The organism is Naumannella cuiyingiana, assembly GCF_013408305.1.
Lineage (GTDB): Bacteria > Actinomycetota > Actinomycetes > Propionibacteriales > Propionibacteriaceae > Naumannella > Naumannella cuiyingiana.
In genome coordinates, this window is record NZ_JACBZS010000001.1 from 870,828 (window position 1) to 894,493 (window position 23,666).

19 protein-coding genes are annotated in these 23,666 nt (G+C 71.9%); 13 read left to right on the forward strand and 6 right to left on the reverse strand.

The window, feature by feature from the left end:
* The first annotated feature begins 14 nt into the window (after positions 1-14).
* Positions 15-335: an imine reductase family protein gene (locus tag GGQ54_RS03980; RefSeq protein WP_179444208.1), complete on the forward strand. Its 321-nt coding sequence runs from the start codon at positions 15-17 to the stop codon at positions 333-335.
* Positions 336-425: 90 nt separating this feature from the next.
* On the opposite strand, the gene GGQ54_RS03985 is transcribed toward GGQ54_RS03980, so the two are convergent.
* Positions 426-1,616 carry an MFS transporter gene (locus GGQ54_RS03985; protein WP_179444209.1) on the reverse strand — a complete coding sequence of 397 codons (1,191 nt, stop codon included), beginning with the start codon at positions 1,614-1,616 and terminating at the stop codon, positions 426-428.
* 31 nt (positions 1,617-1,647) lie between these two features.
* On the reverse strand, positions 1,648-2,229 hold the full coding sequence (locus GGQ54_RS03990) for a TIGR03086 family metal-binding protein (protein WP_179444210.1): 582 nt from the start codon (positions 2,227-2,229) through the stop codon (positions 1,648-1,650).
* Positions 2,230-2,292: 63 nt separating this feature from the next.
* Between GGQ54_RS03990 and GGQ54_RS03995 the strand changes: the two genes are divergently transcribed.
* Positions 2,293-3,300, forward strand: a complete 1,008-nt coding sequence (locus GGQ54_RS03995) for a helix-turn-helix transcriptional regulator (protein WP_179444211.1) — start codon at positions 2,293-2,295, stop codon at positions 3,298-3,300.
* Here the strand turns inward: GGQ54_RS03995 and GGQ54_RS04000 are convergent.
* Both GGQ54_RS04000 and GGQ54_RS04005 read right to left on the reverse strand, forming a co-directional pair.
* On the reverse strand, positions 3,240-4,607 hold the full coding sequence (locus tag GGQ54_RS04000) for a family 4 glycosyl hydrolase (RefSeq protein WP_179444212.1): 1,368 nt from the start codon (positions 4,605-4,607) through the stop codon (positions 3,240-3,242). The genes GGQ54_RS03995 and GGQ54_RS04000 overlap by 61 nt on opposite strands.
* On the reverse strand, positions 4,604-5,368 hold the full coding sequence (locus GGQ54_RS04005) for a DeoR family transcriptional regulator (RefSeq protein ID WP_179444213.1): 765 nt from the start codon (positions 5,366-5,368) through the stop codon (positions 4,604-4,606). Before GGQ54_RS04005 ends, GGQ54_RS04000 begins: the two co-directional genes overlap by 4 nt.
* 136 nt (positions 5,369-5,504) lie before the next feature.
* On the opposite strand from GGQ54_RS04005, the gene GGQ54_RS04010 reads away from it, so the two are divergent.
* From GGQ54_RS04010 to GGQ54_RS04045, 8 genes are all read left to right on the forward strand, one after another.
* Positions 5,505-6,863, forward strand: a complete 1,359-nt coding sequence (locus GGQ54_RS04010; protein ID WP_343045845.1) for a substrate-binding domain-containing protein — start codon at positions 5,505-5,507, stop codon at positions 6,861-6,863.
* A gap of 7 nt (positions 6,864-6,870) precedes the next feature.
* Positions 6,871-7,824 (forward strand): carbohydrate ABC transporter permease, encoded by a 954-nt coding sequence (locus GGQ54_RS04015; protein WP_179444214.1) that lies wholly within the window; start codon positions 6,871-6,873, stop codon positions 7,822-7,824.
* Complete coding sequence (locus GGQ54_RS04020; protein WP_179444215.1) at positions 7,821-8,627, forward strand: carbohydrate ABC transporter permease; 807 nt, start codon at positions 7,821-7,823, stop codon at positions 8,625-8,627. The genes GGQ54_RS04015 and GGQ54_RS04020 overlap by 4 nt, the downstream gene beginning before the upstream one ends.
* Positions 8,624-9,799 (forward strand): carbohydrate kinase family protein, encoded by a 1,176-nt coding sequence (locus GGQ54_RS04025; RefSeq protein WP_179444216.1) that lies wholly within the window; start codon positions 8,624-8,626, stop codon positions 9,797-9,799. The genes GGQ54_RS04020 and GGQ54_RS04025 overlap by 4 nt, the downstream gene beginning before the upstream one ends.
* Before the next feature lie 63 nt (positions 9,800-9,862).
* Positions 9,863-11,260: a glycosyltransferase family protein gene (locus GGQ54_RS04030; RefSeq protein WP_179444217.1), complete on the forward strand. Its 1,398-nt coding sequence runs from the start codon at positions 9,863-9,865 to the stop codon at positions 11,258-11,260.
* A 96-nt stretch (positions 11,261-11,356) separates the two neighbouring features.
* Positions 11,357-12,790: a S28 family serine protease gene (locus tag GGQ54_RS04035; protein ID WP_179444218.1), complete on the forward strand. Its 1,434-nt coding sequence runs from the start codon at positions 11,357-11,359 to the stop codon at positions 12,788-12,790.
* 136 nt (positions 12,791-12,926) lie between these two features.
* A complete protein-coding gene (locus tag GGQ54_RS04040) occupies positions 12,927-15,467 on the forward strand; it encodes a DEAD/DEAH box helicase (RefSeq protein WP_179444219.1) in 2,541 nt (846 codons plus the stop codon).
* A gap of 62 nt (positions 15,468-15,529) precedes the next feature.
* Positions 15,530-15,922, forward strand: coding sequence for a nuclear transport factor 2 family protein (locus tag GGQ54_RS04045; protein ID WP_179444220.1), 393 nt, complete (start codon positions 15,530-15,532; stop codon positions 15,920-15,922).
* A gap of 13 nt (positions 15,923-15,935) precedes the next feature.
* Here the strand turns inward: GGQ54_RS04045 and GGQ54_RS04050 are convergent, their stop codons facing one another.
* Positions 15,936-16,292: a hypothetical protein gene (locus GGQ54_RS04050; protein ID WP_179444221.1), complete on the reverse strand. Its 357-nt coding sequence runs from the start codon at positions 16,290-16,292 to the stop codon at positions 15,936-15,938.
* Positions 16,293-16,356: 64 nt separating this feature from the next.
* On the opposite strand from GGQ54_RS04050, the gene GGQ54_RS04055 reads away from it, so the two are divergent.
* Positions 16,357-18,495, forward strand: a complete 2,139-nt coding sequence (locus tag GGQ54_RS04055; protein WP_179444222.1) for an alpha-galactosidase — start codon at positions 16,357-16,359, stop codon at positions 18,493-18,495.
* A gap of 6 nt (positions 18,496-18,501) precedes the next feature.
* Here the strand turns inward: GGQ54_RS04055 and GGQ54_RS04060 are convergent, their stop codons facing one another.
* Positions 18,502-20,991, reverse strand: coding sequence for a helix-turn-helix transcriptional regulator (locus GGQ54_RS04060; protein WP_179444223.1), 2,490 nt, complete (start codon positions 20,989-20,991; stop codon positions 18,502-18,504).
* 192 nt (positions 20,992-21,183) lie between these two features.
* On the opposite strand from GGQ54_RS04060, the gene GGQ54_RS04065 reads away from it, so the two are divergent.
* Together GGQ54_RS04065 and GGQ54_RS04070 are read left to right on the forward strand one after the other, a co-directional pair.
* Positions 21,184-22,644 carry a hypothetical protein gene (locus tag GGQ54_RS04065; protein ID WP_179444224.1) on the forward strand — a complete coding sequence of 487 codons (1,461 nt, stop codon included), beginning with the start codon at positions 21,184-21,186 and terminating at the stop codon, positions 22,642-22,644.
* 61 nt (positions 22,645-22,705) lie between these two features.
* On the forward strand, positions 22,706-23,572 hold the full coding sequence (locus GGQ54_RS04070) for a class I SAM-dependent methyltransferase (RefSeq protein WP_179444225.1): 867 nt from the start codon (positions 22,706-22,708) through the stop codon (positions 23,570-23,572).
* Positions 23,573-23,666 lie beyond the last annotated feature (94 nt).

The following is a 23,666-nucleotide window of genomic DNA, read 5'->3' on the forward strand; positions in this document are numbered from 1 at the left end:
CCGGATCTCCCTGCGTGAGCCGGTGTCGGAGGTCCCGGCCCGCGGTCGATGTTCCGGCCGAACCACCTGCCCTATCCGAGGGAATCGTCGGCACCCTGCGGCAGACGCTGCCCGGACTGGCGCGGGCGGCGTCCGATCGCCGCTACGACGCCGGCCAGGCCCGGCTCGACATGTGCCTCGCCTTCCTCGACAAGGTCGTCGTCGCCAGCACGGACCGCGGCATCGACCCGGCGCTGCCGGCCCTCGTCCGGGCCGCGTCCGCCCGCGCCGCCGACACCCTCCCCGGCGACACCGACTGGGCCTGCGTGTTCGAGGGACTCCTCCCGCGCGGATGATCGGCCTCCACCCGATCGCTTCCGCAGATCCGGCCGCTCTCCACGCGGGTTGGCGGCATCACCTGCGGAAGGGATGCTGAAGGATCCCGCTCAGCCGCGCAGCGCGACCTTTGCCCCGGCCCCGACGGCGAGCGCCAGACCGGCCAGCGCGGCCAGCCCGACCCCGACGGTGCTGACCGCCGCGAGCCCGCCGACCAGCAGCGGGCCGCCGGCATCGCCCAGCTCGCGGCCCAGCTCGGCGCTGCCCATCGTCCGGCCCATCCGATCCTCCGGGGTCGCGGCGGCGATCGCCGCGAATCCCAGCGGGGTGACCACGCCGATGCCGATGCCGAGCAGCACCGCGGCGAGGTACAGCGCGATCGCGGCCGCGACGGTCGGCAGCGGCACCGCCACCACCACCAGCCCGGCCGCCACCAACGCCAGCCCGATGATCATCCCGGTGCCCGTCGCCAGCCGGCCCGCATCGCGGCGCGCGCCGGCCCACGGCTGCACGGCGGTCAGCGTCAGCGCGAGCACCGTCACCGCGGCCACCGCGCCGAACTCCCCCAGGCCCAGCCGCGTGCCGAGCAGCGGCAGGAAGCCCACCCCGACGCCGAGCGCCCCGGTCGCCACCGCCATCGCCGCGACCGGAGCCAGGAACGATCGCTGGGCGACCTCGCGGGCAAGATCGAGAACCGTCGCGCGCGAGCGCGGCAGCACACGCAGCGGGGGCACCGCCGCCACCACCCATCCGGCGACGGCGAGGGCGAGCACCGCGAGCGCGGCGTACAGCGCCGGCAGGCCGCCGGCCCAGACCAGCGCCGCCCCCAGGATCGGGCCGAAGGCGTACCCCAGACCCTTCCAGGAGCCGTACCGGCCGAAGCGCCGACCCGTGGTCGCGCCGCCGCCGATCCGCGCCACCCCCGCCGAGGCCGCCGGCGAGAATGCCGCGGCGGCCATCCCCTGCCCGAAGCGCGCCAGCGTCAGCCCGACCACCCCGGCCGCGAACACCCCGACCGCCGACGCGGCCGCGAAGGCCAGCAGACCGCCGATGATCACGGGCCGGACGCCGACCCGATCGCTGAGCGCGCCGAAGACCGGCTTCAGCACCACCTCGGCGAGGTCGTACACGGCGAGCATCAGCCCGAAGCCCAACAACCCGACCCCGAGCTCGCCCGACTCCACCCCGAGCGCCGCGGCCACGCCATGCGCGCCGAATGCGGTCGTGAACCCGGCCGCATACAGCGGGGCGAGCCCGTTGCGCGGCGGTGCATCCGGCGATTCGTGGCGGCCACGGCGCACAGGCTAGGCCACCGCCGGACCGGCGACCCGCTCAGCGCGACCGGCGCCCCATGAAGTTCGCCAACCGCTCGGTCAGACCGGCAGCGGCCGCGGGCGGGACCGGCTCGTCGAACGGCAAGTCCTCACGCCCGCCGGGCAGCACCCGCTGCGCGCCCGCGAGGGCACCCTCGGCCAGATCGGCATCGGCCTCGGCGTCCTGCCCGGTCGCGACCGCGAGATCCCAGCCGTGCGTCAGCGTCTCGCCCACGAAGGCGCTGATCATCACCGCCGCCGGCACCCGCCCGAACGGGGCTTCCACGATCGTGGCGAGCGAGGCGTCGTCGGCCCAGGCGGCGCTCGCCTGCTCGACCAGCCGGGCGTGGCCGCCGGCCAGGTCGTCGGCATCGGCCGGCACGGACGAGGGGAGGTCGACGGCGGCGTGACCCTGCGCCATCCCGATGGTCTTGCCCACCACCGCGTACAGATGCTCGATCAGCGCCCGCACGTCGTAGCCCGAACACGGCGTCGGGTCGCTGAGCTGGCCGGGCTCGACGTTGCCGAGCAGTTCGGTCACCCAGGCCCGGGCCCGGTTCAGGTTGTCGCGGTTGTCCACCAGTTGCTGTGTCTCGTTCATGTCCACGAGCATTCCGGGTATACCCGACATCCTGTGTCGTGATTTCTGTGCTGAACTTGGGCCATGCGCGCGGACCGTCTGCTCAGGCTGGTCGGCCTGCTGCGCCGGCACGGCAAGTTGACCGCCGCGCAGCTCGCGGATCGCCTCGAGGTCACCGAACGCACCGTGCTCCGTGACATCGAGGCGCTGTCGGCCTCGGGCGTACCGGTCTATGCCGAACGCGGACGGCACGGCGGGTACGCCCTGCTGCCCGGCTATCGCCCCGGCGTCGAGGATCTCACCCCCGACGAGGCACGCGCGCTCTTCCTGGCCGGCGGCGAGGGGGCGGCGTCGGCGCTCGGCGTTGAGGCCGAGATGACCTCGGCGCTGCGCAAGCTCGCCGCCCGGCTGCCGGAGGAGACCGACCGCGAGCTCGGCCGGCTGCAGGAGTTGATCATCGTCGACGCCGAGGGCTTCGCCGGCGCGCCGCCGCGGTTGGCCGAGCTGCCCACCGTCCAGCTCGCCGTCCTGGAGCGCCGGCGTCTCGTCCTCGACTACACGCCGATGGACCCGTCGCGGCGCGGCCGGCGTACCGTCGATCCGTACGGCCTGGTGCTCGCCGGCAACACCTGGTATCTGCTCGCCGCGCACCGCGGGCAGGTGAAGTCGTTCCGAGTCGAGCGGATCAACCGGGCCACCCTGCTCCCCCAGCGTGCCGCCCGACCCGACGGCATCGACCTGCGGGCGCTGTGGCGGCGGCTGCGCGAGAGCTACCGCGACCGGCCGGGGATCCGGATCGAGGTGGCCACCCGCCCGGACCGGGTCGCGCTGATCCGCCGGCTGATGGCGATGAACCTGACCGCGCCGATCGAGGAGACCACCCGCGGCGGGCGGACCGTGTTGATCATGCGCGTGCACGGGCTGCGCGAGGCGGTCGCCGTGCTGCTGGGCCTGGGCGACGGGGTCGAGGCGCTCGCCCCGCCCGCCCTGCGCGCGATGATGATCAGGATCGCCCGGGAGGCGACCGCGGTCTATCTGGCCGAGGATCCGGCCGGCAGCACCTCGGCCAGCAGCGGCTCGGCCGTCAGGTAGCCGTCGAGCAGTCGGCGACCGAGCACCGGGGAGTCCACCAGCGGATGCAGCGCGAAGCCCTCCCAGGCCCGCTCCCGGCTACCGGTCAGGGCCGCCTCGGCGATCAGCCGCTCCGACCCGCGCAGCCGCGCCATCATCCCGAGCTGCGCCAGATCCGGCGCCGCCACCGGCTGCGGATGCACACCGGCCGAGTCGACGACACACGGCACCTCGACCACAAGATCATCGGGCAGCGCGGCGACCAGTCGTTGATCACCGGCACGGTTGCCGACATCCAGGATCATCCGCTGCTCGGGCCCGCCGGCCAGCGCCGCCATCAACCGCATGGCGACCTCCTGGTAGCCGCCGCCGGCGATATCGGCTGCCTCGCGTTCCTCGTCGCGCGTCTCGGCCATGTAGCTCTCCTCACGCTCGCGCAGGACCCGCCGCCAGTCGGCCAGCCGATCCCTGCCGGCGCCGGCATAGAAGGCGTCCTGCTGCCGGACCAGGAACTCGCCGCGGGTCTCCCCCGCCTGCTCGATCCGGCGCCGCGCCTCGTCGGTGAAGAAGTAGTAGAAGAGGTACTCGTTCGGGATCGACCCGAGCGCGCGCACCCAGTCGAAGCCGAACAGCCGAGCCTCCTCGATCCGCTCCAGCGCGTGATCATCGGCGAGCACGCCCGGCAGCCGATCGGTGCCGTCGACGGTGAACGAGCGCAGCCAGCCGAGGTGGTTGAGCCCGAGATAGTCATAACCGATTCGTCCCGCATCGGCGTCGAGATCAAGATCGAGCACGCGGGCGAGCCGGCGGACCAGACCGATCGGGGTGTCGCAGATCCCGACGGCGCGCTCGCCCAGCACCCCGCGCATCACCTCGGTGACGATGCCTGCCGGATTGGTGAAGTTGATCACCCAGGCACGCGGTGCGATCTCGGCGACCGCCTCGGCGATCCGTCGGGCGGGACCGATGGTGCGCAGCGCGTACGCCAGCCCGCCCGGGCCGATCGTCTCCTGCCCCAGCAGGCCGAGGTCGAGCGCGACCCGCTCGTCCACCGTGCGCGCGTGTGCGCCACCGACTCGGATCGCGCTGAACACGAAGTCCGCGCCGCGCAGGGCGTCGGCCAGGTCGGTCGTGGTCCGGTACGCCGGGGCACTGCGCCCGTAGCCGTCGGCCAGCTCGCCCACGACGGCTCCGATGGCCGCCAGCCGGCCCGGGTCGGAATCATGCAGGACGATCTCGTCGACCGCGACGCCGCCGGCGCGCGCCGCCGCCGCCTCGTAGACGAGCGGTACGCGGAATCCGCCCCCGCCCAGGATCACCAGCCTCATGCCACGATCACCTCCACGTCGAGTTCTGGGTCAAGCACCGTCCGGGCCGGTTTCGCGTCCGTGATCAACCCGGCGAAGGCATCGAGCCGCGCCACCTCCAGGAAGCCGCTGCCGGGCAACTTCTCCGCATCGGCGAGCAGGTACGCCTGCGCGGCCACCTCCAGCGCCGCGCGCTTGACGGGAACCTCGCTCGGGGTGGTGTCGAGCACCGCCCCGTCGGGCCGGATCCCCGACGCGCCGAGGAACGCGAGCCCGGCCCGCACCTGGCGCAGATTGGCCTCCGTCATCGCACCCACCAACGACGCGTAGTTCGGACGCAACATGCCGCCCAGGACGAGCAGATCGACGGCCGGTGCGTCGGCCAGCGCATTCACGACGGCCAGCGACGAGGTGATCACCGTGACGTCGCGGTCCCGGAGGAACGGACACATCGCCGCCACCGACGTCCCGATGTCCATGATCAACACGTCGCCGTCGTCGACCAGCCCCGCGGCCCGTTCGGCGATGGCACGCCGGGCCGGCTCGCCGCGTGCCGCGACCTCGGCGAAGGGCTGCGAATCCGCCTCCGGCCGGATGGAGACCCGCGGGTCGCTCGCGCCCCCGCGTACCCGCCGGATCGCTCCGTCGGCGGCAAGTTGATCAAGATCGCGCCGCACGGTGGCCTCGGAGACCCCCAGCTCCCGGCACAGATCCGCGATGGAGCACGATCCGTGCCGGCGCACGCCGACCACGATCCGGCGGCGTCGCTCATCGGTCAGCACGGCGTCACGTTAGCACCAAGGGATCAGATTCCGTCACCTTCGTTCATGGGCTATCACTTTCCTTCAGAACATGTCAGACTGCGACTCCGGGCGGGGTTCACGCGGATCCCGCGGCAATGACGCTTGAGGAGATGACGTGATCGATCGTCGAACCTTCCTGACGGGATCGCTGGCCGCCGGGGCGCTCGCGGGATTCACCGCCTGCGCACCGGGCTCGGGGCAGGCTCCCGCACCCGCCGGTCCGGCACCGGACGCCGTCGTCACCGACCCCGCGGCCGCGGGCACCGTGACGATCCGGGTCTGGGACCAGGAGGTCCGCGGCGGCTCCAAGGCCGCGCTCGACGAACTCAACTCCCGGTTCATGGCGAAGTACCCCAATGTGACGATCGAACGGAAGTCGGAGTCCTTCGACGACCTGAAGAAGACCGTCGCGCTCGCCCTGTCCGGCAACGACGTGCCCGACGTGGTCCAGGTCAACAACGCGCGCGCCGACATGGGCGAGTTCGTCAAGGCCGGACAGTTGACCGACCTCACGCCGTACGCCGCGGCGTACGGCTGGGCCGAGCGCTACCCCGCCGATGTCTTGGCCAAGTCCAGCTACAGCGCCGACGCGGTGACCTTCGGCTCGGGGAATCTGTACGGCCTGCCACAGACCGGCGAGGTCGTTGGCATCTTCTACTCGGCCAAGCGACTCGCCGAGCTCGGGATCGCGGTGCCGCAGACCTGGGACGAGTACCTGGCGGCACTGGATGCCGCCTCGGCCAAGGGCACCCAGCCGATGATCCTGGGCAACATCGAGAAGTGGCCCGCGCTGCACGTCTTCGGCCCCCTGCAGGGCGCCTATGTGCCGGCCGATCAGATCATCGCGCTCGGGATGGGCAATGCCGGCGCCGACTGGAACAGCCCGGAGAATGCCCAGGCGATGCAGGCATTCGCCGACTGGTCGACCAAGAAGTACTTCGGCGATTCGCCGAACGGCCTGGACTACGACGCCGCCTGGACCGACTTCACCAAGGGGAAGGGGGCCTTCCTGCCCGGCGGCTCCTGGCTGGCGGCCGACATGATCAAGGTGCTCGGCGATGACCTGCACTTCATGGTCCCGCCGCCGCGCGAGGCCGGCGGGGCGCCGGTCAGCACGGGCGGCACCGGCCTGCCGTTCACCGTGCCCGCCCGAGCGGCCCAGCGCGACGTCGCGGCGGCGTACATCGATTTCATCACCAGCGACGAGGCCATGTCCCTGATCGCGGAGAACGACGGCCTGCCGGTACGCAACGCCGCCCAACTGGCGCCCGCCTCCGGTGCGAGCGCGGAGATCTTCCGGGCATTCGACGAGGTCTCGACCAAGGGCTCCCTGCTGCCCTATCTCGACTATGCGACCCCGACGTTCGCCGACACCGCGGGCAACAACCTGCAGGAGCTGATCGCCGGGCGCGAGGATCCGCAGCAGGTGCTGGCCGCCTTCTCCGACGACTACGGCGCCTTCGTCGGCGGCTGAGTCGTCGATGATCGCTCGCCAAGCCGTCGCCGACCGGGTCCCGACCGAGCATCGGCGAGGACCCGGCGACCGGCGCCCGCGCTCGGCGCCGTCGGCCGTGGTCCGCTCGCCGCTGGTGCCCTATCTCCTGGTCGCGCCCGCGCTGCTGGTATTCGCGGGCTTCACCCTGTTCCCGCTGTTCCGCGCCGCGCAGTACTCGCTCTACTCCTGGAGCGGGATCGGTCCGTCGACCTTCGTGGGGCTCGCCAACTACGTGGACCTGGCCGGCGACAAACGGTTCCGCGAGGCGATGCTGCATGCCTTCGTGCTGATCATCTTCTATGCGCTCATTCCCCTTGTCCTGGGCCTGCTGTTGGCTGCGATCCAGCGCCGTGGCTCGATCCTCGGCCAACCGGTGTTCCGCACGCTGCTGTTCCTGCCCCAGGTCGTGGCGCTGGTGGTGGTCGCGGTGGCCTGGCGCCAGATCTTCGCGCCGGACGGTGCGCTGAACACGCTGCTCCGGGCCGTCGGGCTGGACGCGCTGGCGCGGGGCTGGCTCGGCGAGCCCGTCTGGGCGCTGGTTGCCATCGGGGTGATCGGCACCTGGCTGCAGACCGGTCTGGTGATGCTGTTGCTGCTCGCCGGGATGAACCGCATCCCCGACGAGCTCTACGAATCCGCCCGCCTGGACGGCGCGGGTCCGGTGCAGGAGTTCTTCGCGATCACGCTGCCCGCCGTCCGCGGAGAGATCGTGGTTTCGCTGGTGCTGACGATCATCGCGGCGCTGAAGACCTTCGATCTGGTCTATGTGATCACCAGCGGCGGCCCGGGCACCGCCACCACCGTGCCGAGCTTCGAGGTCTACCGTCGCGCCATCGAGCTGAAGGACGTGGGCTCGGCGTGCGCGGTCGCGGTGGTCCTCGCGTTGCTGATCTTCGCCATCAATCTGCTGGTCACCCGGATCGGGGAGGCCGAGCGATGAGGATCTCTGCCGGCGAGCGGCTCGCCAATCATCTGATCCTGCTGGGCTTCGCGGTGCTCGCGTTCGCACCGATCGCCTCCATCGTGATCACCGCGCTGTCCCCGCGCACCGGTCAGGTCCCGGGCCCGCACCCGGAGAACTTCGTCGAGGCATGGCGGATCGGCGAGTTCGCCCGCTATCTGCAGACCTCGGCGCTGGTTGCGGTCATCGTGGTGGTGTGTGCGCTGATCGCCTCGGTACTTGCCGGGTACGCCTTCGGCACGATGCGGTTCAAGGGCGCGACAGTCATCTACTACCTGTTCCTGTTCGGGCTGATGGTGCCGACCGAGGCGATCGTCATCCCCCTGTTCTTCGACCTGCGCACACTGGGGCTGACCGACACGCTGGCCGCGATCGCCTTGCCGCAGATCGCCCAGTCGGTGGCCTTCGGCGTGTTCTGGATGCGTACCCAGTTCCGCGCCCTTCCGCGTTCGCTCACCGAGGCGGCGGCGATCGACGGGGCGGGCCCGTTGCGCACCCTGTGGCGGGTGTTGCTACCTGCCTCCCTGCCGGCGCTGGCCACGCTCGCCGTGCTGGTGTTCATGTGGACGTGGAACGAGTTCTTGATCCCGCTGCTGATGGCGCCGGCGGGCGAGTTGCGTACCGCGCCGCTCAGCCTGGCAATCTTCAAGGGCCAGTACACGGCCGAGAATGCGCTGCTCGCCGCGGCCGCGATCATCGTCGCCGCCCCGATCGTGATCGTCTTCCTGGTTCTCCAGCGCCACTTCATCCGCGGGATGCTGGAAGGAGCGAGCAAGGAATGAACACGCCCCAGCCCGACGATGTCGACGCTCACGACCACGAGCAGCATGATCACGCCGAGGAGTTCTGCCCGACCTGCTGGGCCTGGGATCCGCTCGCCGCCGGCCGGCGGCCGAGCGACCCGCCGCTGGACGTGCTGTTGTCCGGGACCGTGTTCTTCGACCTGATCTTCACCGGGCTGTCCCGGATGCCCCAGCCCGGCGAGGAGCTGTGGACCAGTGGTCTGGGGTCGGGGCCGGGCGGCATCGCGAACCTGGCGGTGGCGGCCTCCCGGCTCGGCCTGCGCACCGGGCTGGTGGCGGGTTTCGGCGACGACGCGTATGCCGACTGGATGTGGGACACCCTGTCCGGGCAGGAGCGGATCGATCTGTCGGCCTCGCGTCGCTTCGCCGACTTCCACTCCTCGGTGACGGTGTCCATCGCGCACGGCGGCGACCGCTCGATGATCACCCACGGGCACCCGCTGCCCGAGCCGCTCGGGCCGCAGATCGCGGCCGCACCGGCGGCCAGGGCCGCGTTGGTCGACCTCGCCGGTGAGGTGGCGTGGTGGCGCGATCTCGCCGCACGAGGGACGAAGATCTTCGCCGACATCGGCTTCGATCCGTCCGGGCGTTGGGATCCGGCAACCCTGGCCCCGCTCGCACACTGCTACGCCTTCGTGCCGAATGCGACCGAGGCGATGGGCTACACGCGTACCGACTCCGCCGAGCACGCGGTGCGGGCGCTCGCCGAACTGGTTCCGCTCGCCATCGTCACCGACGGTGCGGCGGGGGCGTACGCGATCGACTCCAGCACCGGGGAACAGGCCCACTGTCCGGCGCTGCGGGTGGAGGCCATCGACCCGACCGGTGCCGGCGACGTGTTCGCCGCCGCGTCGCTGCTCGGCGCGCTGGCCGGCTGGCCGCTGCTGGACCGGTTGCGCTTCGCCTCGCTGTGCTCCGCACTCGCGGTGCAACAGTTCGGCGGATCGCTGGCGGCGCCCGGCTGGGGCGACATCTCCGACTGGTGGTCACAGACCCGCGAGCACGCCGACGCCGGGGATCCGGCCGCCGCCCGGACCCGCGACGACTATGCCTTCCTGGCCGACCTGCTGCCCCGGCACCGGGTCCAGGGGGTACGCCGGGCCCAGGGCACCTTCGCCCTCGCCTCCGATGCCGAGCGCGGCGCCGGTTGAGCAGGTGATCATCGGCGGGTCAGCAAGCAGAGTGCCACGCCGGGCGCAATACCGGATCGGTCCATGATCGACTGGCAGGATCGCGTCATGGACCGGATCCGGGGCCGCCGCTTCCTCATCACCCATTCGATCATCCGAGACATCATGGGTTCCACCGTCGTCGCGCTGGAGCTTGCCGAGCATCTTCTCGCCTCCGGCGCGGACGTCACGGTCTATGCCAGTCATGTCGCAGCACCCATGGCCGACGAGTTCGCCGCGCGGGGTCTCCCGGTGCTCGACGAAGTCTCGGCAAAGTCGTTGTCGCTGGACGATTTCGATGTGATCTGGGTGCACAGCCAGGTGCTCCCGGCCTCGCTGATCGATGATCTCAACAGCCAGGACGCCCGGCACCGGGCGAACCTGCCGATCTTCGTCTTCCTGCACATGTCCGCGCTGGACTTTGCCGCCGACGAGCATCCCTACATGGCGGGCCTGGAGGACCGGTTGGCCGGCATCTCGTTGTTCGTCTCGGCGGAAGCGCGGCGGACGTTGACCCCCTTCCTGGATCCGGAGACCCCAACCGCGCTCTTCCCCAATCCCGTGCCGGACGGTTTCTCCGCAGCGATACCCCGCGACCGGGACTCACCCGAGCGAATCCTGGTCGTCTCGAATCACCCGCCGGCAGAGGTTCTGACCGCGGCGACGCTACTCACCGAGCGCGGCCACGAGGTGGAGGTGTTCGGCCAGGGCCAGACCAACTACCGCCTGCTCACTGCCGAGTTGATCACCGAGTTCGATGTGGTGATCACGATCGGCAAGACAGTGCAGTATGCGCTGGTCGCCGGCGTTCCGGTGTTCGTCTACGATCATTTCGGCGGATTCGGCTATCTGGACCAGGCAAACCTGGCCGCCGCGGCCGACCGCAACTTCTCCGGGCGCGGCGGCGAACGGCTGGCGGCGCGAACGATCGCCGAGCGCGTGCTCACCGGGTACGCGGCCGCACGCGACTTCCAGTCGGCGAACCGACCCGCGTTCCGCTCCGCGTACGCGCTGGGCCCGGTACTTGATCAGGTACTGCGCGAGGCCGGGACCGATCGCCCGGCACTCGCCTGGCCGCCCGCGTTCGGTCTCGCCACCCGCAGCGCACAGCGTTTTGCCGCACGCTTCTACCAGTTCTGGGGTGAACGCGATCAGGCCCGCGCCGAGATCCATGTGCTCAGCCAGGAGCTGGCGACGCAGCGCGATCGGTCGGCCCGGCTCGAGGCAGAGTTGTCCTCGGCCCGTGCCCGCGAGACCGACCTGATCGCCGACGGCCATCGTCTGGCCGTCGAGGTCGAGGCGCTCCGAGAGTCCTGGAGCTACCGGATCGGCAATCAGATGGTGCGACCATTCTCGATGATCCGCGGCACGTTCACGCCGCGGCCACGCGAGGTGGAGGAGTCCCAGGATCCGGAGCTCGGCTTCCGGGCCGATGCCGGTTGAGCCGAATTCGGCGTACCGGCCGTCGAATTGGCCTAGGTTGAACGGCAGTGGTCCGCAGACCACGACGACGACGTCTGACCGAAAGGGCCCCCCATCATGCCTCGTCGCCTGCTCAGCGGCATCGCCGCGCTCGCCATCGCGCTGACGACCTGGTTGGCGCTGGTCCCGGCCGCGCGTTCGGCGCCGACCGATCTCGCCGACCGGATCGCCGCGCTGCCGGGGGTCGCCTCCGTCGAGGAGCGCCCGGTGGCCGAGGGCTTCCGGTTCTTCGTGATCGGCTTCACCCAGCGCGTCGATCATGACGACCCGGGCAAGGGCACGTTCACCCAGCGGCTGACACTGCTGCATCGGTCGGAGGACCGCCCGATGATCATGTACACCAGCGGTTACAACGTCTCCACCAATCCCGGCCGCAGCGAGCCGGCCCGGATCGTGGACGGCAACCAGCTCAGCATGGAGTACCGCTTCTTCACCCCCTCCCGCCCGAGCAACCCGGACTGGGAAGACGAGCTGACCATCAAGCAGGCCGCGACCGACCAGCACGTGATCATCGAGTCCTTCAAGCAGCTCTACGACCAGAACTGGCTGACCACCGGCGGCTCCAAGGGCGGCATGACGGCCACCTATCATCGGCGCTTCTTCCCCGACGATGTCAACGGCTCGGTACCCTATGTCGCCCCGAACGACGTGCTCGACAGCCGCGACGAGGCCTACGACAGCTTCCTCGCCGGCGTCGGCACCGATCCCGCCTGCCGCGACCGGCTGGTCGGGCTGCAGCGCCGCGTCCTGTCCGATCGCGACACCTGGGACGCGCGCGTGGCCGACGCGTCGGCGCAGGCCGGCCTGACCTATCGGATCGTCGGCAACCGCTGGCAGGCGATCGAGTCGGGCGTGATCGACCTCTACTTCGCGTTCTGGCAGTACACCCCGCAGTCGGAATGCGGTTCGGTGCCCGATCCGGACACCGCCACCGATGATCAGGTGTGGGACTTCTACGAGGCGACGTCACCGCTGACCGGGTACGCCGACCAGAACCTCGAGCGCTATGTGCCCTACTACTTCCAGGCCGCCTACCAGCTCGGCTCGCCGAAACCGTACGAGGACCGGATCGGCGATCTCCTGCAATACCCCGGCACCAACATCGCCCGGAACTTCGTGCCGCGCTCGGTACGCCCGAACCGCTTCGACTGGCCGGCGATGCGCGACATCGACCGCTGGGTGCGTACCTCCTCGGAACGGATGCTCTACGTCTACGGCGGCAACGACCCGTGGAGCGCCGAGCCGTTCACCTGCGGAACGTCCGGCGCGAGCCGCGAGTGCTTCCGGTTCTTCGTCGACGGCGGTACGCACGGCTCGAACATCGAGCAACTGCCCCCGGCCGAGCGCGACCGGGCGGTGGCGCTGGTCCGCTCCTGGGCGGGCCTGGACGACACCATCTCCGCGCGCCGTACCGGCCTGCCGCCCAAGATCGACGGCCTCGACCGCGAGCCGGACTACCTGGAGGCGCCGCGCGCCGTCCCGCTGCGCTGACCAAACCCGCGCGAGCGGTCGCCAACGGCGCGGGAACTCACCGAACCGCCGCCGGAATCCCGGCGAGTGGTCGGTAACGGCGGCGCGGGCGGGCCGGTCGCCCACGCGAGACCCCTGTGAGAGGCTGGCCAGCGCCATGGCCGCCACACTGACCGACCTGATCCCGACCGACCCCACACCCGAGGCGCTCTACGACGCGTTCGCGGACTGGGCGGCGCAGCGGGGTACGCCGCTCTACCCGCACCAGGAGGAGGCGCTGCTGGCGCTGGTGTCGGGCGAGAACGTGATCATCTCCACGCCCACCGGCTCGGGGAAGTCGATGGTCGCCCTCGCCGCGCACTTCGCCGCCCTGGCCCGTGACGAGGTCAGCTTCTACACCGCCCCGATCAAAGCGCTGGTCAGCGAGAAGTTCTTCGACCTGGTGGCCGCCTTCGGCGCCGACAATGTCGGGATGGTCACCGGCGACGGCTCGGTCAACGCCGACGCGCCGATCATCTGCTGCACCGCCGAGATCCTCGCCAACATCGCGCTGCGCGAGGGCGTGCTGGCCGATGCCGGCTGCGTGATCGCCGACGAGTTCCACTTCTACGCCGAGCCGGACCGCGGCTGGGCCTGGCAGGTCCCGCTGCTGGAGCTGCCGCAGGCCCAGTTCGTGCTGATGTCGGCGACGCTGGGCGAGGTCGACGGCTTCGCGGCCGACCTGGACCGGCGTACCGGCCGCGGGACCACGGTGATCACCGGCACCGAACGGCCCGTGCCGCTGGACTACGAATGGTCCGAGGAACCGATCGGCGAACAGCTCACCGCGCTGCTGGACGCCGACCGCGCACCCGTCTACGTCGTCCATTTCTCCCAGGCCGCCGCGCTGGAGGGCGCGCAGTCCCTGGTCGGCCTGAACCTGGTCTCCCGCGCCGACCGCGACGCCATCGCGGACAAGATCGGCAACTTCCGCTTCGCCGCCGGCTTCGGCCGGACCCTGAGCCGCCTCGTCCGCGCCGGCATCGGGGTGCATCACGCCGGCATGCTGCCCAAGTACCGTCGCCTGGTCGAACAACTCGCCCAGGCCGGGCTGCTCAAGATCATCTGCGGCACCGACACGCTCGGGGTCGGGATCAACGTGCCGATCCGCACCGTGCTGCTGACCGGGCTGACCAAGTTCGACGGCACGAAGATGCGCCTGCTGCGGGCCCGCGAGTTCCACCAGATCGCCGGCCGGGCGGGCCGGGCCGGCTTCGATGTCCGCGGCTGGGTGGTGGCCCAGGCACCGGAGCACGTGATCGAGAACAAGCGCGCGCTGGCCAAGGCGGGCGACGACCGCGCCAAGCAGAAGAAGATCAAGCGCAAGCAGCCCGCTGAGGGACAGATCAGTTGGACCGAGGAGACCTTCACCCGGCTGATCGCGGCGCCGCCCGAGCCACTGCAGCCGCGCCTGCGGATGTCGCACGCGATGCTGGTCAACCTGCTCGCCCGGCAGGGCAATCCGGTGGCCGCGGCGTACCGGCTGATCACCGACAATCATCATGACGACGCCGGCCGACGGCGGCTGCGCAGACACGCGCTGGTGCTGGCCCGCGAGTTGATCAACTCCGGTGTGGTCGAACGCCTGCCCACAGCGCGCGAGGACGGGCGCCGCTATGCCCTGACCGTGGACCTGCAACGCGATTTCGCCGTGAACCAACCGCTCGCCCCGTTCGCGCTGGCGGCCCTCGACACCCTCGATGCCGATTCGCCCGATCATGCCCGCGATGTGGTCTCGGTGATCGAATCCATCCTGGAGGACCCGAAGCCCGTGTTGTTCGCCCAGCAGCGGCGGGCGCGCGGCGAGGCCATCGGCGCCATGAAGGCCGAGGGACTCGACTACACCGAGCGGATGGAGCTGGCCGAGGAGATCACCTGGCCGCAGCCGCTTGCCGACCTGCTGGAGACGGCGCTCGAGGCGTACCGGGAAACCCATCCGTGGATCGCGCCCGAGGCGTTGTCGCCGAAATCGATCGTCCGCGAGATGTATGAGACCGCGATGACCTTCGCCGAGTACGTCTCCGTCTACGGGCTCGCGCGCAGCGAGGGCGTACTGCTGCGCTACCTGACCGATGCCTACCGCACCCTGCGGCACACGGTGCCCGAGCGGGCCCGCAACGACGAGTTCGACGATCTCGTCGAGTGGTTGGGCGAGGTGATCCGGCAGACCGACTCCAGCCTGCTGGACGAGTGGGAGGCCCTGACGAATCCCGATCCGGTACGCCCGGATGCCGCCGAGCCGCGGCCCGAGCGCCCCTTCACGGCGAACCAGCGCGCCCTCACCGTGGCGGTGCGCAATGCCATGTTCCACCGCGTCGAGCTCGCCCGGCGCGACGACCCGGACGCGCTCGGCGCGGTCGAGGAGCGCGTGGCTGCGCTGACCGACCCGCCGGGCACGGTGATCATGGACGCCGACGCGTGGGCCGATGCGCTGGACGACTACTACGACGATCACGACGAGATCGGCATCGACGCCGCGGCTCGGGCCCCCGGGATGTTGCAGATCGACCGACAGCCGGGTCGCTGGGACCTGCGCCAGGTACTGGCCGATCCCGCCGGCGATCACGACTGGGCGATCACCGCGACCCTCGATCTCGCCGCCAGCGATGCCGCCGGCGCCGCGATCGTACTGGCCACCGGCCTCACCCGGCTGGACTGACCGGCCGCGCCGGCGGAACGGCGGCACTCGCTCGGCGAGCAGTGGTCGCTAGGCTGCCGAACATGTCCGATGCCCAGCAGACGCCGCAACCCGACCAGCGGGCGCGAGACCTGTTGATCGAGCACCACCGCCTGCTCCAGGCCTGGCTGACCCGAGCCGACCGGACGTCGTTGGAGGCGTTCCTCGCGGCGCACAGCCCCGACTTCCGGTTGCAGACCCTCGACGGGCGCGAGCTCGAGCTGGCCGGGCTCGCCGCCGAGCTGGACCGCGCGGGCGGCGTCGCGCCGGAGCTGATGATCGAGATCTCCGAGGTCGAGGTGCTGGACGACGCCGAGGCCTCGCTGCGCGTGCTGTTCCTCGAACGACACCGCACGCCCGGCTCGTCCGTCGCGCGGCGGGTGGACGCCACGCTCCGGGACGGGCGCTGGCGCCAGGTGATCGAGTCACCCGCCTGAGCCTCGCCGGCACTCAGGCGGGGCGCAGCCGATCGGTCGGCACCGCCAGCTCGATCGGCTCGCCGACGTTCGCGCCGACCGCCAGGGCGAAGGCGTAGTCGGCGCCGCTGACGACCACCCGCTCCGGGCTGGCCTCGATGATCGCGACCCTGCGCTCGGATCCGTCGGCCGCGCGCAGCAACCACGGCTCGGCCAGATAGGACAGACCGCGCGAATCCAGCGTCTCGGCCGCGCCGTCGCGGTCGCCCCGCTCGCCCAGCGGATACCCGAACACGGTGACCGGCACGAACCCGTCATCCTCCGGGCGCAGGTAGCCCAGCAGCTCGTCGTCGTCGGCGCGGTGATGGGCGATCCAGTCGGGCGGAATCATGCCGCGAGTCAACGGCATCGCGCGATCGCCCGGCAACCGGTTATCCGCCCTATGCTCGGTTGCGATGAACGCCTCATTCCCCGGTCTCGCCCACCTGCGCTCGGGCGGCGTCTCGGTGCTGGTGGACCTGACCGCCGACCTGCCCCGGATCACCCACTGGGGCGCCGAGCTGCCGGGCGACCTTGCTCCCGCGGAGGCCGCGGAGCTGGTCCGGACCACCGAGCCGCCGGTCGCACAGAACAATGTCGATCTTCCCGTCACGCCGTCGCTGGTCCCCGGGCACTGGACCGGCTGGACGGGGCGCCCGGGCCTGGTCGGCCACCGCACGGGCGGGCGCGACTGGTCGCCCAGATTCGCGATCATCGGCGCCCGGCTGGATCCGGACAAGACCACCCTGGAGGTCGACGCCCGCGACGAGAGCGCCGGCCTGGCCCTCGCGCTCACCGTCGCACTTGCCCCGTCCGGGTTGCTCCGGACCGCGGCCCGGCTCACCAATACCGGCACCGACGACTACTTCCTCGACGAGCTCGGCCTCACCCTGCCGGTCCCCGACCGGGCCGCCGAGGTCCTGGACTTCGCCGGCCACTGGGGCAACGAGCGCGTGCCCCAGCGCGCGCCGCTGGGGGTGGGCGTGCATCTGCGGGAGGGCCGCAAGGGCCGGACCGGCCCCGATGCGGCGTACCTGCTGAGCGCCGGCGAACCGGGCTTCGGATTCGCCACCGGGCAGGTGTGGGGCGTTCACCTCGGCTGGTCGGGCAACCATCGGCACTGGGCGGAGCGGCTGTTCAACGGGCACCGCACGATCGGGGCGGCGGAACTGCTGTTGCCGGGCGAGATGGTGCTGGGGCCGGGCGAGAGCTACGCGACGCCGTGGCTGTACGCCAGCTACGGCGACGGGCTCGATGACCAGGCCGCGCGCCTGCACGCCTTCCTCCGTGAGCGCGCCGAGCATCCCCGGCGCCCGCGGCCGGTGACGATCAACGTCTGGGAGGCCGTCTATTTCGATCATGACCTGACGAAGCTGCGCGCGCTCGCCGATGCCGCGGCTGCCGCCGGCGCCGAGCGCTATGTGCTGGACGACGGCTGGTTCGGTGCGCGCCGCGACGATCGCGCCGGGCTGGGCGACTGGGTGGTCTCCCCCGACGTCTGGCCCGACGGGCTCGGACCGCTGGTTGATCATGTGCGCGGGCTGGGGATGGAGTTCGGTCTCTGGGTCGAGCCGGAGATGATCAATGCCGATTCCGACGTGGCGCGCGCCCACCCGGAGTGGATCATGGCGACCGGTGACCGGCTGCCGGTGGAGTCGCGTCACCAGCAGGTGATCAATCTCGGCATCGACCAGGCCTACGCCCACGTCCGCGACCAGCTCGTCGCGGTGCTCGAGGCGTACCCCATCGCCTATCTGAAGTGGGATCACAATCGCGACCTGATCGACGCCGGCACGGCGCCGAGCGGCCGCCCGGGAGTGCACGAGCAGACGCTCGCCGCGTACCGGCTGATGGCCGAGCTGAAGGATCGCTTCCCCGGCCTCGAGATCGAGTCCTGCTCCTCCGGCGGTGCCCGGGTCGATCTGGGCGTACTGGCCCACACCGACCGGGTCTGGGCCAGCGACTGCATCGACCCGCTGGAACGCCAACAGATCCACCGCTGGACCACCCAGTTGATCACCCCGGAGCTGATGGGCGCCCACATCGCCTCGGGGCACTCGCACACCACGAGGCGTCGGCACACGTTGCACTTCCGGGCGGGCACCGCGTTCTGGGGGCACCTCGGCATCGAATGGGACCTGACCGGGGCGACCGACGGCGAGTTGGCCGAACTGAGCGCGTGGGTCGCCCTGCACAAGGAGCACCGCGCGCTCCTGCACCGCGGACGCGTCGTCCGCCTGGACCCGCACACCGACAACCTCGACGTGCACGGCGTCGTCGCGCCCGATCGATCGGAGGCGCTGTTCGCGGTGGTCAGCACCGGATCGCGCGCCACCGAGCCCGCCGGCCGGATCCGGTTGCGCGGCCTGGATCCGGATCGCCGCTACCTGGTCCGCGACATCACACCGCCGCCGGGTCCCGACCTCGCCGGCTACCCGGCCGGCTGGCCGGGCGCCGGCGTGACGCTCGCCGGTGCAGCACTGACGTCCGTCGGCATCGCGGCACCGGTGCTGCACCCCGACCAACTGGTGCTGCTGCACCTGGCGGCGCACTGACCGGAGCTAGCTGTGCAGCACCGGCCGCACGGCCGCGCGGGAGGAGACGTCGAGCTTGCGCAGCACCTTCGAGACGTGCTCCTCGACGGTGCGTCGACTGATCACCAGCCGGTCCGCGATCTGCTGATTGGACAGCCCGTCGGCGACCAGGCGGGCGATCTCCAGCTCGCGGCGGGTCAGCGTGCCCGCGGGCGAGGCCGCGGCATCGCGCGTGATCTCTGCCGCCGTCTGCCGGGCAAGTCGCAGGTGGCAGGACATGCCGAGAGCCGAGAATTCGTCAACGGCCTGCTCGGCCAGCTCGGCTGCCCGCGGCCAGTCCCGGGCGGGCCGGGCGACCAGCATGGCCGTCAGCAGGCGCAGCAGCGCACCCTGGCTGCGTAGCCGGTGCCGCTCGGCGTGGTCGAGACCGGCGGCCAGCAGGTGTTGGGCGGTGGCCTGGTCACCGCCGAGTGCAGCGACCGTGGCGGCGTCGGCATGCCGCAGTCCGGCGGCCACATCGGGCGGGGGCAGCAGCACGGCGTACGGCTCCGGCTCGCCGAGCACGGCAGCGATGCGCGCGCGGGTCGACCGGGTCGCGCGCCGCCACCACTCCACGCCCGGCGACGGTGCGGCCCGGAGCTGATCGAACCGCCGGCGCAGCAGCGCCGGGTCGTCGGCCCAGAATGCCGCAAGCACCTGGGCGTGCCGGGCCATCGGGATCGGATCGGGGGTCTGGTAGCGCTCGGCATCCGCGACGGCCTGCTCGCCGAGCTCGTCGGTCTCGGACAGCCGACCGACGCTGGCCAGGGCATGGGCCGTCGCGGCGCCGAGATTGGCCAGCACGTGCCCGCGCCCGTGACGTTGGGCGACCCACAGCGCGCGTTCACCGAGAGCGATCGCGGCATGGAAGTCATCCAGCAGGTACGCGCTCCACACCGCGGCAGCACAGGCGTCCAGGATGTCGCGCAACCGGTCGTCGCCCAGCGCACGCAACGCGTCGGGCACACCGGCCAGCGCCCGCCGCGCGGCCGCGATGTCGCCGGATCCGAGCAGCGCGACCGCGCGCAGTGCCCGGCCGGCGAGCTGAAACTGCGGCGGGGAGCCGGCCAGCCGGTCGACGGTGTCCCGCACGGTGTCGATCTCGCCCGCCAGCGCCGCCAGCGCGGCAGCGTCGATCAGGGTGGCCGGTTCGGTGAGCGGGGCCTCGGCGAGCAGCCGGTGTGCCTCGGCGGTCCGCCCGGAGGCGCGCCAGGCCTGGGCGAGCAGGCTGCGCGCCTCGGCAGCGTCGGCCGCGCTGTCGGTCAGCAGCGGCTCGAGCAGGCCGGCCGCGTCGTCGGGGCGCCCGTCGAGCACGAGCGCCCGGGCCAGCAGCAGATCGCGTCGCGGGCTGACCCGGTGATGCCGGGTGGGTTCGAGCCAGCGTCGCACGGCGCCCGGGTCGGTGCCGATGGCGGGCTCGGCAAGCTCGACCAGGCGGTCGATCTCCGCGGCGGAGGCGTGTTCGCGCAACATCGCGAGGTGTTCTGCCCGCTGGTAGGGGGCGAGGCCGGGCAGCGCCGCGGCGCGGCGGTGTGCGCGTACCGCACGGTCGGGCGGGATGGCGTGATAGACGCTGGACCTGATCACCGGATGGATCGCCTCGCCCGGGTTCTGGGACAACAACTGGAGCGAACGCAGCCGGCCGAGCTGGGCGCTCACCCGCTCCTCCTCGCGATCGGCGATCACCGCCAGCGCGGCCACGTCCAGCGAGTCCAGCACGGCCACGGCCTCGAGGGCGGCCGTCTCGTCGGCGTCGAGTTGGGCCAGATCGGCCGCCACCGCCCGGTACAGCGCCGCGCCGGCATCGGCCGGCTCGGCGCGCAGCGCCTCGGCCGTGGTCGCCAGCTCGGGTCGGCGGCGAAACAGCGCGCTGAGGACGCTCGCGAACAGCGGATTGCCGCGCGCGCCCGCGACCACCTCGGCGCCCTGCCACGCCGGCAGATCGGCCGCGATCGCCGCGATGTCCTCGTCGGGCAACGGCTCGAGCTGCAGATGTTCCACGTCCGCGCCGACCCGGTGGGCGATGTCGATGATCGACAGCGGCGGCCGGCCGGTGCGATGGGCCAGAACCAGGGTGCGCCAGGTCGTGACCCGGCCGAGCAACAGGCCCTGCAGAAACTCCGCCGATGCGGGATCCAGCCACTGGGCGTCATCGACGACGATCGGCACCGGTCGCGCGTCGAGCACCCGCGCGGCCCGCCGAGCAAGATCCCGGACCGATTCCTCGGCCCCGACCGCCACGTCGGGGTCCAGATGTTCGAGCACGGACCGCGCGACCGACAGGGGCGACCCCCCGGTCAGTCGATCCGCCCGGGCGAGCACCACGTCGAAGCCCGCCGCGGCGGCCGTGGTCAACAGTGAGGTCTTGCCGATGCCCATGCCGCCCTCGACGAGCAACACCCGTGACGACCCGGGCGTGCGCCCGGTCGCATCCAGCGCGGCCCGCAGCCGTGACGCCTGTGCCTGCCGCCTGGCCATCGTTTTCCTGCTCGCTTCCGTCCGGCACGGGCGCGCGCCCGTAACGCGCCCATCATGGCCGAAGCCGGGGCGAGACCTCGCGCCGGGCCAAGACCCGTAGTACCACGGGTACCCCGGGCACACATCTGGCTCATAGGTTGGCCGGGCGCCCGTCGGCGCCACCTGTCGAGCACGAGCGAAGGACCCTCGCCCATGTCATCCAGCGCCCATCGGCGTCGCCAGCGCAAGAGTTGGCTGCTGTTCCTCGGAGCCATCACCGCGCTGCTCGGACTGACGGTCCTGGCACAACCGGTGGCATTCGCGAAGGCGGCGCCGCCGGCCGGCACCTACACGGGCCCGAGCTCGGCGTACAACGGCGCAGTGGTGGAGTTCAAGGTCGACTCCGCGGGCGTGCTGACGGACTTCTTCACCGAGAGCTACATCCAGTGCGGCCTGTACCCGACGGCCATGCAGTGGGCGGGGATTCCGCCCACGACGATGGAGGCCGGCGTGCGGCAGAAGGTGATCTGGGAGCTCGGCGACCCGGGCGCCATCGTCCGCTACGAGATGGACTTCCTGCTGAACGCGGACGGTTCCGCCAGCGGCGAAGGGTACGCCAGCATGCCGGAACTGGGCTGCCAGGGTTACCGCTTCACCTGGACCGCACAGGTGAGCGCGCAGCCCACGCCGACCCCGACGCCCAGCCCCACGCCGTCGCCCACGCCCAGCCCGACGCCCACACCCACGCCGAGCCCGACCCCGACGCCGACTCCGAGCCCGACCCCGACGCCGACTCCGAGCCCGACACCGACGCCGACTCCGACCCCCACACCGACGCCGACGCCGACGCCCACACCGACGCCGACTCCGACCCCCACACCGACACCCACACCGACACCCACACCGACCCCGTCGCCCACACCGACCCCGTCGCCCACACCGACCCCGTCGCCCACACCGACGCCGAGCCCGACCGCGAGCCCGACCCCGTCGCCCACGCCGACCGCGACCCCGAGCCCGACCGCTACGCCCACGCCCAGCCCGACCCCGTCACCGACGCCCAGCCCGGCAGTGACGCCCAGCCCGACGACGACCCCGGGGGACACGATCCCGGCGACGCCGCCCAGCGCGGACGAGCTGACCGACGACACCGAGGGCGGGATCACCGCTCCGGACAGCGCGGTTGCCGGCAGCACCATCACCATCACCATCACGAACGGGACCCCCGGCGACCGGGTCGGCGTCTGGCTGTTCAGCCAGCCGAGCTACCTCGGCACCGCGACCGTGGGCCCGGACTCGACGATCGCGGTCACGCTGCCGGCGAACACCACCGGCGAGCACCGGATCGCCGTGTACGCCGAGGACGAGAGCCTGATCGGCTGGGCACCGATCACGATCACGGCGGCAAACCCCGAGCCGACCGGCCCGTCCACGGAGCCGACCGGCCCGTCCACCGAGCCGTCCGGTACGCCCGGACCGGCGCGCCCGTCGAGCACCTCGTCGGCACCACCGTCGAGCGTGTCCCCGGGCGGTCCCCGCGGCGACGGCACCGGATCCGGCGCGGGCGGCAGCCCGCTCGCCGACACCGGCGCGGCCACCGGCCTGGGCGCGCTCGTCGCCGCGACGGCGCTGCTCGCGACCGGCACCGCGCTCATCCGCCGGCGCCGCGACTGATCGGCACCCGTCAAGGCCCAGCGCCCTTGGTGCTCGCGGGCGGGATGGTTACCTTTGCCGAATGGCCAGCGCAGACGATGAGGAGTCTCCGGTTCAGGTAGCCGCCCCGCCCGGCGGGCGCCTGCTCGCCATCGCGAAACGCGTCGCGGAGCATGCGCTCTGGGCCCGCGTCGCCCTGCAGCGGCGGGCCGAGGCGCGACAGGGCACCGCGGTGCGCCGACCGGTCCCGCGCAGCGTTGGCCCGACGGGTGTGCTGCCCAGCGACGCCGAGTGGCAGCGGGCGGTCGAGGAGGCCAAGCGGCTCCGGCTGCCGCTGCACCGCGATCTGCCCAAGAACTGGGACGCCCTCGGCGCCGTCGCGGCGGTGCTCCGCCTCGCCGACGACGGCACGCGCACGGCGCGGGTGATGGACGCGGGCAGCGCGCGATACTCGCCGGTGCTGCCCTGGTTGCGACTGTACGGACTCGGGACCCAGCGGGACTCGCTGCTCGGGATCAATCTCGAGTTCGGCCTCGAGGTACGCCACGACGGGGTGACCTTCCGACACGGTGACGTCACCGCCACGGAGCTGCCCGACGCATCGCTCGACGCCATCACCTGCATGTCCGTGATCGAGCACGGCGTACCGCTCGAGGCGTTCCTCCACGAGTCCGCGCGGGTTCTGCGCCCCGGCGGCATCCTCGTCGTGTCCACCGACTACGACGAGGTGCCCCCGGACACCACCGGGCGGACCGCGTACGGCGCAGAGGTCCGGATCTTCGGACCGGACGACATCGCAGACCTGGTCCTGCTGGCCGATGCGGCGGGTCTGGAGCTGGTGGGCGACCTGTCGAGCCCGGACTCGCTGACCCACCCCGAGCGCCCGGTGCACTGGACCCGGGTCGGCCTCGACTACACCTTCATCCTGCTCACCTTCCGCCGCCGCTGACGAATCCGCCGCCCGCCTGACGAGGCCCGCGGTCGAGCGCACGGCGGCCGCGCGGTCGCGGGACGTTCTTCGGTAGCCTGTGCGCTCCCGAGGC